We start from the raw sequence: 14,272 nt of genomic DNA on the forward strand, positions 1-14,272 counted from the left end.
CCTCCAAAAAGTGAAGAATGATGATCATGTTTCCATTCTACACCTTGGAAAACGCTTTATTTGGTTTTAAAACTAATCATTCACTTTTGTAATTAAAGTAATCAGAAAGAAGATTTAAATAAAACTATTCATGATGCCTTCTGCCTGTGGCAATATTCGGTATTGGTAAACAGGGCGTCCTATGGTTCCGTATATGGTTTCCATGGAAAGAGCCTCAATCTCTGTCATAAAAGCCAGGTACTTGCGCATAGACACCCTGGATATCCCTGCACTCTCCGCAATATCCTCGGTGGAAAATAGTACCTTATTATTGTGCCGCTGGATACAATTCCATATCATAGCCAGCGTGGATTTAGTTATGCCTTTGGGCAATCGTGCCAAGTCTTTAGTCAAGCTTTTATGATAAATCAGTCGGTCCAACTCCTCCTGAGAAAGTAGACTGCGCTCACGCACGATGCTAATGTGCTCTCGGTACCCCGTGAGGGCCTCCAAAAAACGGTTAAAGTGGAACGGCTTAATTAAGTAATCCACCGCGCCGAAGTTCATTGCTTTTTTGACACTGTTCATGTCACTTGCAGCCGAGATGACAATGACATCTATATTTACACCTGTCTCCCGTATGAATGACAGTAAATCGAGGCCATTGTTTTCCTGCATATACACATCTAGCAATATCAGATCAATGGCCTGTTCAGCTATATATTTCTTCGCCTCTTCCACAGAAGAAGCCCAACCCTCACATCGAAAACCTTCCACCTGCTCCGTATATTTTCGGTTAAATTCCGCAACCATCGGATCATCTTCTACAATCAGGACATTAATCATGTTCATCATTCCCCGCTATAATGTATGGAATCGTAATCTGAAAACAGCACCCTTGCTCGGCTGGGATCAACTTTATACTTCCCTGTAATCTTTTTACGCTTTGCGTCACCAGATAAAGACCCATCCCTCGTGACTCTCCCTTGGTCGAAAAACCTTTTTCAAATATAGCCTTCACAAGCCCTTCCGGTATACCTGGACCATTGTCGCACATGATACAGGTCAGATAACCGTTCTTCTGGCTTTCCTCATAATAAAGTGAAAGGGTAATCCGCTTGTGCTCGAAAGATTCCATCGCCTCCACCGCATTATCAAACAGATTGCCAAGAATAGTAATCAGTTCATGCGTCGTTTGAGTTTGACTGGATTCGGGCAAGTAACTACCTGGAGTCAGTTCAAAACTTACCGCTACCTCTCTGGCCCGGCTTAATTTTCCCAACACAAACCCTGCCATAACCGGGTCCCTAATCTGCCGGGTGATAGAGCCAATTTCCACTTGATGATGCTCGACGGCATCCATAATGTAATGCTCCAGTTTATCATACATTTGCAAGTGCACCATCCCCATAATGACATGCAGCTTGTTCATAAATTCATGAGCCTGCGCACGTAGTGCTTCCGTGTACAGGGACACTCCTGTCAAACGTTCTGCCAGCTGGTTCATTTCGGTTTTATCTCGAAAGGTTACAATTGCTCCCACAATTTCCCCTTTGACCCGTATCGGAACACTGGTAGTCAGCAAAGTTATTCCACCCAGCTCCATTTCCTCATCCATTTGTGGAGTACTCGCTTCCAGGACCTCTTGCAATCGAAAAGCGGATAGATAAACGGTAATTTCCTGTCCGGAGAATGAGAAATCTTCAATCCCCGCTTGTCTAAGTAGACGAATCGCTTCTGCATTCATCAGCATGACGCGACCGAATTCATCTACCGCAATAACTCCTTCCTTGATGGATTGCAGCATAGCGCTGCGTTCCTCCAGCAAGCGTGCGATTTCCGGCGGCTCCAGACCGACCAGCATATTTTTGATTTTACGAGCCAGCACTACCGCACCTCCAGTGCCGATCAATATTCCGATGCCAAGGGCGATAGCAATAAGACGGTTGTTGCCTTCCTGAGCCATCTGTACATCTTGCATGGATATACCAACAACAATCGCCCCTACCTGCTTCCCCGTTGAACTGAACACGGGGGAAAAGGCTCGCATGGACAAGCCCAATGTACCCTTCGCAACGGACACGCTCTCATGGCCATGAAGTGCAGTATACTCGTCTCCACCGACAAAAGCTTTGCCGATCATCCTAGCATCCGGGTGCGTTTTACGAATTCCCTTCATATCCATAGCCACGATGAACTGGATGTGATTTGCTACTGAGACCCTCTTTACATACTCCTGCATGGAAAGAGACGAACCTGTCCCTTGCAATTGCTCGACAATAAGCGGCGTATGGGCGAGTGTACGCGCGATGGACATTGCCTTTTCTTCCAGTCCCTTCTCAGTTTCCTGCTCCACTCTCTCCGCAAATAACAGGGTTACAGGCAGAAGCACAAGTGCCATAACTAGACATACTAGCAGTGTAATTAGGCCTCTGAGCTTTAATAGTGGTTTACCCCGACGCAGCTTGAGCTGTACATTTCCGATGGAACTCACCCCTTTCTACTTGATATTAAGTCTCGATAGTTCAACATGCCTATACAAAAATGGTTATGTATGTGTTTACCTGAATATAAAAAAAGGAACTACCCCGCAATTGCGGAATAGTTTCCTTTGATTCATGGTTGAAGCTCCGCGATTTCTAATTGGGCTTAGTCGCCTCGGAAGGCGCGCTTCACACGGTCAAAAAAAGACTGCTCATTCTCATGCGTCTGTTCTCCGCTAAGCGAAGAGAACTGACGCAGTAAATCCTTTTGTTCCTCACTCAGCTTGCTAGGCGTTATCACAACTACCTTAATATGCTGGTCACCCTGACCAACGCCACGCAGTTTTGGCACACCTTTTCCTTTAAGACGGAAGTAAGTACCTGTTTGCGTACCTGCTGGAACTTTCAACTTCACTTTCTCGGTCAACGTCGGGATCTCGACTTCATCTCCCAATGCTGCCTGTGAGAACGTCAGCGGAATTTCGCAGTAGATATCGTCTCCCTCACGCTCAAAGAAGTCGTGCGATTTCACACGGAACACGACGTACAAGTCACCTGCCGGTCCTCCGTTGACACCGCCTTCGCCTTCACCGTTAATACGCATCTGTGCGCCGTCATCCACACCCGCTGGAATGCGAATATGAATTTTACGTTGCTTGCGTACCCGACCGGAACCGCTACAAGTCGTACATTTTTCTTTAATGATTTTACCTGAACCGCCGCAATTAGAGCAGGCGCGTCGATTAACCATACGACCAAACGGTGTATTCTGCACCACTTCTTCCTGTCCGCTGCCGTGGCAGACGGAGCAGGTTTGTGGTTGAGTACCCGCTTTGGCTCCCGTACCGTGACACGTATCACATGTTTCCGTACGTTCAATATGAATGTCGGTTTCTTTACCGAACACCGCTTCCTTGAACTCAATCGTCATCGTATATTGAAGATCGTTCCCACGCTGCGGTGCATTCGGATCACGTCGACCATTGCCGCCGCCACCAAAGAACATATCAAAAATATCGCCAAATCCGCCACCGAAGTCGGCACCACCACCGAAGCCGCCTCCCATGCCCTGGTTCGGGTCTACATGTCCGTACTGGTCATATCTTGCCCGCTTCTGACCATCGCTGAGAACATCGTAAGCTTCTTTGACTTCTTTAAATTTAGTTTCCGCGTCCGCAGCCTTGTTCACGTCCGGATGATACTGACGCGCAAGCTTACGGTAAGCCTTTTTGACTTCATCATCCGAAGCGCCCTTCGCGACGCCCAGCACCTCATAATAATCACGCTTATCAGCCAATGTTCCACCCCCATGCCTACAACGTGTCTGCACTACATATAAAAGGAAAGCCAAAGGCACGGGATGACCCGGCTTTGACCTTCCCATCATTTCAAGGCAGTACAACCCGTAATATGCTTATTTATCTTGGAAATAACTGTTACCCTTCGGCTAATTGTTATTTATCAAGGCAGCTACGCTGCAATTACTATTCAGTATATCATAACGCATCGGTGTACCGTAAAGCTACCACTACCCGATCCGTAACTTAGTCTTTCTTCTGGTCTTCGTCAACAACTTCATAGTCCGCGTCAACCACATTGTCACGGCCTTTGGTGTCTGCTGCGCCGTCTTGGCCTTGTTGAGCCTGTGCTTCTTGAGCAGCTTGCTCATACAGCTTTACAGACAATTGCTGAACGATTTCAGTCAGTTCTTCAGTAGCCTTTTTGATATCTTCCAGGTTGTCGGTTTCCAGCGTTTTTTGCAGATTTTCTTTTGCTGCATTTGCTTTTTCGACTTCGCCTGCATCCGCTTTTTCGCCCAGATCTTTAATCGTTTTGTCTACAGAGTAGATCAGTTGATCCGCAGCGTTTTTCGCTTCTACCAAATCTTTGCGTTTTTTATCTTCTTCCGCATGCAACTCGGCATCCTTCATCATACGTTCTACTTCCTCGTCGCTCAAGCCGCTGGAAGATGTGATCGTAATCTTTTGGCTTTTGCCTGTGCCTTTATCTGTAGCGGATACGTTCACGATACCGTTCGCATCCAGATCAAAGGTAACTTCGATTTGCGGTACACCACGTGGTGCTGGAGGGATATCTCCCAATTGGAAGCGACCCAGTGTTTTGTTGCCTGCTGCCATTTCACGTTCACCTTGCAGCACGTGAATTTCTACGCTAGGCTGATTGTCGGCATATGTCGAGAATACCTGCGATTTGCTCGTAGGGATCGTCGTGTTACGATCAATCATTTTAGTAAATACGCCACCTGCGGTTTCAATACCGAGGGACAGTGGAGTTACGTCAAGAAGAACGACGTCTTTCACATCACCAGTCAGTACACCCGCTTGAACTGCCGCGCCCAAAGCTACCACTTCATCAGGGTTTACGCCTTTGTGAGGCTCTTTACCTGTCAGCTTTTTGATTGCTTCTTGTACAGCCGGAATACGTGTGGAACCGCCGACCAGAACGATTTTGTCGATGTCGCTGGCACTCATGCCTGCATCTTTCATCGCTTGACGAGTAGGTCCCAAAGTACGTTCTACCAGACCTTCAGACAATTCTTCAAATTTCGCACGAGTCAGGTTCAACTCCAAATGCTGTGGAACGCCATCAGCTACTGTGATAAACGGCAAAGAAATCGTCGTTGTCAGTACGCCAGACAGTTCTTTTTTCGCTTTTTCCGCTGCGTCTTTCAGACGTTGTACAGCAGCTTTATCTTTGCTCAGGTCAATGCCTTGATCTTTTTTGAACTCATTTACGAGGTAATCAATAATCACTTGGTCAAAGTCATCGCCACCCAGCTTGTTATCGCCGCTTGTTGCTTTAACTTCGAAGAAACCGTCGCCCAGTTCCAGAATGGATACGTCGAATGTACCGCCACCCAGGTCATATACCAGGATCGTTTGGTCTTCGGATTTTTCCATACCATATGCCAATGCAGCTGCTGTCGGCTCATTGACAATCCGCAGAACTTCCAGACCGGCAATTTTACCTGCATCCTTGGTTGCTTGACGTTGACCGTCATTGAAGTAAGCTGGAACAGTGATAACAGCTTGAGAAACGGTTTGTCCCAGGTAAGCTTCAGCATCGGATTTCAGCTTTTGCAAAATCATAGCGGAAATTTCCTGTGCGGAATATTCTTTGCCGTCGATGCTTTCTTTATGATTTGTACCCATGTGACGCTTGATGGACATGATTGTACGATCCGGGTTTGTAATTGCTTGGCGTTTTGCTGTTTCCCCTACAGTACGTTCTCCATCTTTTTTGAAACCAACAACGGAAGGGGTTGTGCGTGCGCCTTCCGGATTTGGAATAACGACTGCTTCGCCGCCCTCCATAACAGCCACACAAGAGTTGGTTGTACCTAAGTCAATACCGATTACTTTGCTCATCGGACAATTCCTCCTTCTGTATATACGAGGCCCGCAGGCCAGAATGGTTGAATCAAAATGATGTATTTCTAATGTCATAATTTTGCAAAATCCTCATGTATATTGAAAAAGCTACATGCTCACTTTTACCATCGCTGGACGAAGCACCTTGTCCTTCAGCATGTACCCTTTTTGTACCTCTTCAACAACAATGCCTTCCTCATGCTCTTCGCTCTCCACCTGCATAATAGCCTGATGGAAGTCAGGATTAAACGGTTGTCCCACCGAATTCATGGCCGTTACTCCTTCTGCCTGAAGCACACTCTCAAACTGGCGGAAAATCATTTCCACGCCTTTGCTGAATGACTCAGACTCCGCTCCTTGCGGTGCCGTTGCCAGCGCACGCTCGAAGTTATCCAAAACAGGCACCAACTCGGTAACCAGCTTCATAGATGCATATTTGGCAAGGTCTTCTTTTTCTTTCAGCGTACGACGGCGAAAATTATCAAAATCCGCCTGAGCGCGTAAAAACCGTTGCTGATGCTCTTCCGCCTGAGCGCGAAGCTTATTCAGCTCTGTTTCGCTTTCTTGGTCTTCCAGTGCCGCCGCTTCATTAACCGGCTCTTCCTGCTGGCTCGCTTCGGCGGCTTCCTCTGTGCTTACATTTTGTTGTTTTTCTTCTTGGAACGCTTGTTCTTCCTTCAAAATGTTTCACCTCCTTCAAGTCATAACTACCTTTACAAAAACACGCAACAATGCACCCGCGCAGGATACGAACCGTATCCAGACGCGGAACATGTAGTACCGCAACCTATGCGGCTTTGTTCTATTTAAACCGCTGCGTTAGCATTGCGGTCAAATCCTTAGACAGGATACCCAAAATATTAATAACTCTCGCATATTCCATCCGTGTCGGACCCAGTATGCCTATAGTGCCCAACGCTTCTCCGTCTACTGCATACGTAGCAGTAATCAGGCTGCAATTGGCAAACGCCTCATGATCATTTTCAGTGCCGATGCGGACTTGAATTTCAGGTGCCCCGACAACAGGTGTCATTAGTTTAAGCAGCGTTGGTGTTTCCTCCAGCAGATCGAGAATATGTTTAACCTTTTCTACATCTTTAAATTCAGGTTGATTAAGCATGTTTGTCGCACCGCTCAAATACAAGCGCTGATCCGATTCATTATCCAGTGCTTTATCCAGCACCTTCATAGCGTCCTCAAAATGAGACACATGCTTCTCCATCTCCTGACCAAGTGCGGTGTAAAGGCGTGATTTAAGCTGATAAATCGGCACACCGACCAGCTTGCTGTTCAGTAAATTCACAACCTTCTCCATCTCGGAAATCGAAATTCCCGGTGGAATATCTACCGTTTTGTTCTCCACCTGACCGGTATTGGTCACGATTATCGCCACAGCCGTCGTTTCGTTGAGCGGCAGCAGCTGAAAATGACGCAATGAAGTATGAAAAACCTCCGGCCCAAGCAGGATGGAAGTATAATTGGTCATATGGGACAAAATGCCTGACGCATGCTGGATCACTTGCTCCATTACATTCAGCTTTTCGGCATAAAAGGCTTTCAGTTCCCGCATTTCCATAGGCTTCAGTGTATTCAGTGGTACCAGATGGTCCACATAATAACGATAGCCTTTATGAGACGGGATGCGTCCCGCAGAAGTATGGGGTTGCTCCAGATAGCCCTGTTCCTCCAAATCCGACATTTCATTACGGATCGTGGCCGGGCTGAATCCGACATCCTGCCTTTTGGATATGCTGCGGGAACCCACTGGCTCAGCCGAACGAATGTAGTCATCAATAATCGCATTCAGAATGAGTCTCTGACGTTCGGTTAACAAGCGAATCCCCCCTTGTTGTTTATCCATAATAGCATGATTGTTAAATGGAATCATTAGCACTCGTTCGCGTTGAGTGCTAACCGATAATACAAAAATACCAAACCGACCTGATCATTGTCAAGTCAGATCAGTATTTTCAATAAACAAGATTTATCACAACAGTTTAGTTTACTGAAATGAATCCAGAACGTTTACACTTTTTCACGAAAAACCTCAATATCCAGCGTATAAAAACCGTATTTATGTATAGTGACACAGAAAATAGAAAAATTCGAGACTATGTCTCCATACCATTATAACTTCTTTGTCCTTGAGGAGGAATTAAATTTGAGAACTAATCGCCGCAACCTAGCCGCCTTGTATAAATATAAACACCGAGTTCCATTAGACGGCACTGCATATTTTTATAATGATACTGATTATCATAAGGACCATCCCATAAGAAGCCTGAATGGAATACCTTCCGAGCTGGAGCCTCATCATCAATTCATTTGGTGGTTGCTCAAAACATATGAGAAATAAACCCGCATTAAACAATGTAGGCTGTATAATATACGCATGATTAGGTCCTGATGAAAAAAGAACTGACCTCATTATTGACAGGTCAGTTCAGTACTTTCAACACTGCGATTTCATCACAATTGTTTTGTTTACTACAGTGAATGCAGTCGGTCCATACCTTTTCAGGGAAAATCTCTTTGCTTACTACATCAAAACCGTTTTTTATAAAAAAGGAGACCTCGTAGGTCAATGCCATAATTTTAGGAATACGTTGCCGCCGTGCTTCTATCATAAGGCCCTCCACGAGCTTAGAGCCAATACCCATACCTTTGTGTCCCTCAGAGATGCCAAGGGAGCGAATCTCTACCAGGTCAGCGCCCAATTTGCATAAAGAACCACAACCAACAACTTCGCCGTCCACCTCTGCAACAATAAACAGCTCCAGTTGGCGCGTTAGCACTTCCCTCGAACGTGGCAGCATAATCCCCCGCTCTGCATAGCCGCTAATCATTTGATATAAAGGCTCCACATCCTCAGGAACCGCACTTCTGCACAATACATCTTTACACACTGAAGCCATCTTGCTCTCCTCCTACCGCTTGCCGCATATAATGAATAAATATACAACATCACGCATAGAATCGCAATACTCCATTTACCCTGCTGTGACAGAATGGTGTAATAAAATGATGGTCCCAGCTTACGAAGTTGAAACGCGCTGTATTGAAGCTACGACTTATGAATTTACCGTGATTGAACCAATAAACTCTGCAAATACATCATTTCCGAATAAAATGCCACGTTCACTCAAACGATAACCGTCCTCAATCGATTCGATTAACCCCGCATTGAGCATTTTTCCAAGAGGAGCAGTAAACGTATCCTCCAACGCCTGACCGAATTGAGCTTCAAAGCGAGACTTGGAAACGCCCTCTAGCATTCTCAAACCGACCATAAGAAAATCCTCCATGGCTTCCGCCGCTGGCACCTCAAAGCTATCTAGACGCGGCAAACCATTACGACTAGCCTCCACATAAGGGTTAATGCCCTTAATGTTCATATGGCGCTCTCTGCCAACATATCCATGTGCCCCAGCTCCGAGACCGTAATAGTCCTCATTTCGCCAATAGGTCATGTTGTGCTTGCTCCCCAAGCCTGGTTTTGCGAAATTACTAATCTCATACTGTTCATAGCCCGCTTCTTTCATGCGACGCATGAGGAGTAAGTACATTTCCAGTTCGTCATCCTCATGTGGAAGCGGTAGCTGATTTTTCTGGTACAGCGTGTGGAAGAGCGTGTTTTCTTCAACCTTCAAACTGTAGATAGAGTAATGAGGAAGCTCCAACTCTAGCGCTCTACTGACGCTTTCATGCAGCATCTCCACTGTTTGATTCGGCAAACCGAACATCAGGTCAATCGACAGGTTGTCCAAGCCAACCTTACGTGCGTTTTCCAAACTACGATATACGTCATCTGTACTGTGAATACGACCTATGCCTGTGAGTAGCTCATTCTGAAAAGCCTGTACGCCAAAGCTGAGTCGATTGACGCCGCCTTCTTTCATCACAGAGAGTTTTTCAAAATCAGTGGTACCTGGATTAGCTTCCATGGAGAACTCAATATCTTCCGCCCAATGCGGGAAGTAGGTTCGGACGCTCTTCAGGAAATATTCCATTTCTTTCGGATTTAGGGTAGTTGGTGTTCCACCCCCGACAAAAATAGTTTTAATCTCTCCTGGTGGGTGAAGCTTAACTGTATGTTCCATCTCCCGTTCCAGTGCATACAGATATTCCATAACAGGTTGATCCTTGAGCACATAAGAGTTGAAATCACAGTAAAAGCATTTATTCGTGCAAAAAGGTATATGCAGGTAAACCGCTTGAGGCGCGGATGAATGTTCATGTTTTTGTATGGATGCGGTCATACCGATCCTCCTTGTCAATTCAGGGAATAGTGAAAAAATGCGCCGAGGTCTCGACAACCGCTTCGTGTTCCATTTGATCTTCTGATCGCTGTTACTCCAGATTCAAATGGACCACTCCGCTGCTGCCTACCACCATCGATCATTTTTTTGTAATGTAGGTGTTGCAGTAAGAGTAAAGCATCTATAGAAATACGCTAAAGATACTGTTGTTATACTATTTTTGCAACTGAGATAACAAACACTCCATCTCTGGATAGCTTGCTCAAATAAATAACGTCCATTCTCCATGCACGGCAAATGCCCCATGAAAGAATGGACGAATACTTCAAACAACTTTACTCATCTATTTTCAGTACTGCCATAAATGCTTCCTGAGGTACTTCTACGTTACCGACCTGCTTCATACGCTTTTTGCCCTCTTTTTGCTTTTCAAGCAGCTTCCGTTTACGAGAAATATCGCCGCCATAACATTTGGCCAAGACGTTTTTACGCATCGCCTTAACGGTTTCACGCGCCACAACCTTTGTTCCTACAGATGCCTGGATCGGCACCTCAAACATTTGACGCGGAATTAGCTCGCGCAGCTTCTCACAGATAATACGTCCGCGATGATAAGCCCGATCTCTATGCACGATGAACGACAGTGCATCGACCTGCTCGCCATTCAACAAAATATCCATTTTCACCAGGTTGGACTGGCGATAGCCTGAAATCTCATAATCAAAGGAAGCATAGCCTTTGGTACTTGATTTAAGCTGATCGAAGAAATCATATACGATTTCAGACAGTGGAATTTGATACGTAATGGTTACCCGTGTCGTATCCAGGTATTCCATATTTACATACTCACCACGTTTGGTTTGACAAAGCTCCATCACCGTACCCACGTAATCATTAGGGACGATAATGCCTGCTTTTACATAGGGCTCTTCCACATGTTCAATCCGTCCGATTTCCGGATAATTCGATGGATTGTCGATCTGGATCGTTTCCCCATTCGTCAACTTTATGCGGTAAATAACACTTGGTGCCGTTGTAATCAGCGGAATGTTAAATTCACGTTCAATCCGTTCCTGGATAACGTCCATATGAAGCAGACCAAGGAAGCCGCAACGGAAGCCAAAACCCAACGCGCTTGATGTTTCCGGCTCAAAACTGAGCGAAGCATCGTTCAGTTGTAGCTTTTCAAGCGCCTCACGTAGATCGTTATACTCCGATGTTTCGATTGGATACAAGCCACAATATACCATCGGATTAATTTTCCGATAACCTGGCATCGGTTCTAATGTTGGATTTTTTGCATCTGTCACTGTATCCCCGACACGCGTATCACCCACATGCTTGATACCGGCAACGATAAAGCCAACATCACCGATGTTCAGCTCGTCCACGATGTTCATACGCGGCATAAAAGCACCAACTTCAATAACCTCAAACGTTTTGTCAGTCGCCATCATTTTAATTTTCGAACCGGCTCGGATACTACCATCCACAACGCGAACATATACGATAACGCCTTTATAAGGATCATAGTGCGAATCGAAAATGAGTGCCTTGAGCGGATTATCCGGATTACCTTGCGGAGCAGGCACACTTCTGACCACCTGTTCCAAAATTTCTTTGATGCCGATTCCAGCTTTGGCTGAGGCATGTACGGTCTCGCTCGTATCCAAGCCGATAACATCCTCGATTTCCTGCTTTACCCGCTCAGGATCAGCACTTGGCAAATCAATCTTGTTAAGCACAGGCAAAATCTCCAGATTGTTGTCCAACGCCAAATATACGTTAGCCAACGTCTGTGCCTCGATTCCCTGCGCGGCGTCTACTACCAGCAAAGCACCTTCACAGGCTGCCAAACTACGGGATACCTCATACGTAAAATCGACGTGTCCCGGTGTATCAATCAAATTCAAAATGTACTCTTCGCCGTCATCGGCCTTATAAGTGAGTCGCACTGCCTGGAGCTTGATCGTAATTCCGCGCTCCCGTTCCAGCTCCATCTGGTCAAGCACTTGCTCCTGCATTTCACGGGAAGTGAGTGCACCGGTATATTCTAGAATCCGGTCAGCCAGCGTGGATTTACCATGGTCTATATGTGCAATGATACTAAAGTTCCGAATTTTACGTTGTCTTGCCAAAATGTCAGTCATGCCTTACCCCCACACAATGCCTAGTGTCAATCAGCTTATTATAGCAGTTGTAAGGGGGGTCAGCAATATTTCTATTCTGTTACTCCATCAAATACAGATACGACCCATCGAATGCCCTGTCTCGACAGGTTTTGAAGCAACCCAGCTGTTTTGTCCGCCATAGTATCCACCGAGGCTTGCTGTCCCTTGACGGCTAGCAGTTCACGCGGTGTCTCCAGACCCTGAGTATTGACATGTTGCGCAGTCGTCGAATACCATCTGGATGCTCCGAGCTGCGTCTGTTCCTCATTTTCTTCCCTTCCACCAGCTTCATTTATACCCGCTTCCGTTTTCGGCTCAACCTTAACTTCTCCACTTGTGCTATACGTACCGCTATATGCACGAGTGTTAGCTGCGGGTGTGTCCTCAATAATCGTCTGTTCATATCCAACTTTCTGTTGATTTACCGATTGAATCGTATTCCCTCCGTTCCATTCCGGCCCATACACTGAACGCAGACCAGATCCTGCCAGTTGCATACCAAGAAGAATACCTGCCCCCATAAGCAGTACAAATCCAAGTGCTTTCTTACGAAAATGTCCAGACATTACCTTCCCCCCCTTACTGCTACCTCATTTAATTATCGCTGTTGCTCTTTTTTGTATCCGATACATTAGTGCCCGCTTTCTGAGCTTTCTGATCTTCCCAATACACTTCACCGATCATGTCCGCCAAAACGTCCGAGGTCCGTTTCAACTCCTCCTCGGTGTTATCAATACCCCCGATTTCAATTAAAATGCTATGCGAAGACAAGCTTTGATTGTATTCACCGTTGTTGCCTTTGCCACCATCTTTCCCCCATACACCACGTGATACGCCATGATACGATTTTTCCAGCTTTTCATGAATACGAGCAGCAAAAGCTTCATTTTCGCGCCAATTTTTGTTGTCATGTCCGATAATAAAATACACCTTGGCATAAGAAAGTCCATTAATGGTTGCTGTTGTTTTTCCATGACGTTGTGAATCCCGATGGATATCAAGCAAATAAGTTAAACCTTTATTTCCAGCTAAAGCTTCCTTAACCGTTTCGCGTGAATATTTATAGGAATAGTTCCAATTGTAATTTTGAACTGTAGTAGCATAATCCTTGTTTATATGCAGTGTGGATATCCCTTGCTTTTCCAGCCTCTTCTTTACAAAGTCCCCTACCCTTGACACATTCGCTGATTTAGAACCTGAATTGGGATTGGAACTAGTTTTGCTGAGTAGTGGGTTATATGCTTCTCTGGGATGAGAATGGTAGATTAATATGCGCTTGTCCCCTTTGGCCGTATCACCTGGATGATCCTCACGTACCGGATCTGTTTCCGGCGTTGTCGGAATATTCGGCGTGTTAGTCGGTGGGTTCTCAGATGCATCTGAGCCACCAGGAGCATCCGTCGTTCCCTGATCGGGCTGATAATCCGTAGGACCCTCTACCTTGATGTTCCCCGAACCCTTGCGCAGCAAGACAGGTGCTCCTGCAGACATGCCAGGAATCTCACGAGAAATGAGACTTTTGGGATCCTGCGGATTAATGCCTGTAAGCATCTGAAAAACAAAAGGCGACCATTGTTCACCCGACAACGAAGATTGCTGCTTCTTTTGTGCCAAATGAGGTACTTCCATACCTAGCATATCCGCAAAAAAACCGCTGGACACCGAGCCTGCCAATCCTTTCATCGAAGAAACAGGAGATGTTTGTAGACGATTTTCTGCCAATCCCCCTAGCCCCAAAATGACAAATAAAAGCGCCGAGCCCATGATCAGCAGCACAAGCGTATGTCCCATCGCCAAAATTTCGATCCCTTTTCTTCTCCATCTTCCGACGTTCCAGGTCTGAATTTTTTTCATGTGAGCCTTGTCCTCCTTCGTCCCGTCGAAACCCGCTTTATACTTGGAACATAGGGTTCCTATCTGCTGCGGAAATCTCTTATATTTCAACTCTATGAACGGAGAACAATTACTAGAACACAAAAAATCTCTAC

12 protein-coding genes are annotated in these 14,272 nt (G+C 45.9%); 1 reads left to right on the forward strand and 11 read right to left on the reverse strand.

The genetic code is table 11. The features are described 5' to 3' along the window. Positions 1–114 precede the first annotated feature (114 nt). The 6 genes from dcuR to hrcA all read right to left on the reverse strand — a co-directional run bounded on the left by dcuR (position 115) and on the right by hrcA (position 7,688). Positions 115–825 carry a two-component system response regulator DcuR gene (gene dcuR / locus MKY75_RS16480; protein ID WP_340885962.1) on the reverse strand — a complete coding sequence of 237 codons (711 nt, stop codon included), beginning with the start codon at positions 823–825 and terminating at the stop codon, positions 115–117. Further along, positions 818–2,473 (reverse strand): DcuS/MalK family sensor histidine kinase, encoded by a 1,656-nt coding sequence (gene dcuS, locus MKY75_RS16485; RefSeq protein WP_340885965.1) that lies wholly within the window; start codon positions 2,471–2,473, stop codon positions 818–820. The genes dcuR and dcuS overlap by 8 nt, the downstream gene beginning before the upstream one ends. Positions 2,474–2,628: 155 nt before the next feature. Then, complete coding sequence (gene dnaJ / locus MKY75_RS16490) at positions 2,629–3,759, reverse strand: molecular chaperone DnaJ (protein WP_029515355.1); 1,131 nt, start codon at positions 3,757–3,759, stop codon at positions 2,629–2,631. 247 nt (positions 3,760–4,006) lie between these two features. After that, positions 4,007–5,851 carry a molecular chaperone DnaK gene (gene dnaK / locus MKY75_RS16495; protein ID WP_340885966.1) on the reverse strand — a complete coding sequence of 615 codons (1,845 nt, stop codon included), beginning with the start codon at positions 5,849–5,851 and terminating at the stop codon, positions 4,007–4,009. Between the two features lie 111 nt (positions 5,852–5,962). Next, positions 5,963–6,535 (reverse strand): nucleotide exchange factor GrpE, encoded by a 573-nt coding sequence (grpE, locus tag MKY75_RS16500; protein WP_029515357.1) that lies wholly within the window; start codon positions 6,533–6,535, stop codon positions 5,963–5,965. A gap of 121 nt (positions 6,536–6,656) precedes the next feature. Continuing rightward, the gene (gene hrcA, locus MKY75_RS16505; RefSeq protein ID WP_029515358.1) at positions 6,657–7,688 is read right to left on the reverse strand and encodes a heat-inducible transcriptional repressor HrcA; all 1,032 of its coding nucleotides are present in this window, start codon (positions 7,686–7,688) and stop codon (positions 6,657–6,659) included. 327 nt (positions 7,689–8,015) lie between these two features. Between hrcA and MKY75_RS16510 the strand changes: the two genes are divergently transcribed. After that, positions 8,016–8,210, forward strand: coding sequence for a hypothetical protein (locus MKY75_RS16510; RefSeq protein ID WP_340844200.1), 195 nt, complete (start codon positions 8,016–8,018; stop codon positions 8,208–8,210). Between the two features lie 82 nt (positions 8,211–8,292). Here MKY75_RS16510 and MKY75_RS16515 read toward each other — a convergent pair whose 3' ends face one another. The 5 genes from MKY75_RS16515 to MKY75_RS16535 all read right to left on the reverse strand — a co-directional run bounded on the left by MKY75_RS16515 (position 8,293) and on the right by MKY75_RS16535 (position 14,138). Next, positions 8,293–8,769: an N-acetyltransferase gene (locus MKY75_RS16515; RefSeq protein WP_029515360.1), complete on the reverse strand. Its 477-nt coding sequence runs from the start codon at positions 8,767–8,769 to the stop codon at positions 8,293–8,295. A gap of 156 nt (positions 8,770–8,925) precedes the next feature. Then, positions 8,926–10,113, reverse strand: coding sequence for a radical SAM family heme chaperone HemW (gene hemW / locus MKY75_RS16520; RefSeq protein ID WP_029515361.1), 1,188 nt, complete (start codon positions 10,111–10,113; stop codon positions 8,926–8,928). Between the two features lie 335 nt (positions 10,114–10,448). Next, the gene (lepA, locus tag MKY75_RS16525) at positions 10,449–12,263 is read right to left on the reverse strand and encodes a translation elongation factor 4 (RefSeq protein WP_029515362.1); all 1,815 of its coding nucleotides are present in this window, start codon (positions 12,261–12,263) and stop codon (positions 10,449–10,451) included. A 71-nt stretch (positions 12,264–12,334) separates the two neighbouring features. Continuing rightward, complete coding sequence (locus tag MKY75_RS16530; protein ID WP_029515363.1) at positions 12,335–12,850, reverse strand: hypothetical protein; 516 nt, start codon at positions 12,848–12,850, stop codon at positions 12,335–12,337. Between the two features lie 28 nt (positions 12,851–12,878). After that, positions 12,879–14,138, reverse strand: a complete 1,260-nt coding sequence (locus tag MKY75_RS16535; protein ID WP_069010456.1) for a stage II sporulation protein P — start codon at positions 14,136–14,138, stop codon at positions 12,879–12,881. Between the last annotated feature and the right edge of the window lie 134 nt (positions 14,139–14,272).

This window comes from Paenibacillus sp. FSL L8-0663 (assembly GCF_038008125.1).
GTDB classification, from domain to species: domain Bacteria; phylum Bacillota; class Bacilli; order Paenibacillales; family Paenibacillaceae; genus Paenibacillus; species Paenibacillus polymyxa_D.

Excerpts from the sequence above, each read along its gene's own strand:
- MKY75_RS16535 (WP_069010456.1), bottom strand. The coding sequence starts at position 14,138 with ATGAAAAAAATTCAGACCTGGAACGTCGGAAGATGGAGAAGAAAAGGG.
- dcuR (WP_340885962.1), bottom strand. The coding sequence starts at position 825 with ATGATTAATGTCCTGATTGTAGAAGATGATCCGATGGTTGCGGAATTT.
- hemW (WP_029515361.1), bottom strand. The coding sequence starts at position 10,113 with ATGACCGCATCCATACAAAAACATGAACATTCATCCGCGCCTCAAGCG.
- MKY75_RS16515 (WP_029515360.1), bottom strand. The coding sequence starts at position 8,769 with ATGGCTTCAGTGTGTAAAGATGTATTGTGCAGAAGTGCGGTTCCTGAG.
- lepA (WP_029515362.1), bottom strand. The coding sequence starts at position 12,263 with ATGACTGACATTTTGGCAAGACAACGTAAAATTCGGAACTTTAGTATC.
- dnaK (WP_340885966.1), bottom strand. The coding sequence starts at position 5,851 with ATGAGCAAAGTAATCGGTATTGACTTAGGTACAACCAACTCTTGTGTG.
- MKY75_RS16530 (WP_029515363.1), bottom strand. The coding sequence starts at position 12,850 with ATGTCTGGACATTTTCGTAAGAAAGCACTTGGATTTGTACTGCTTATG.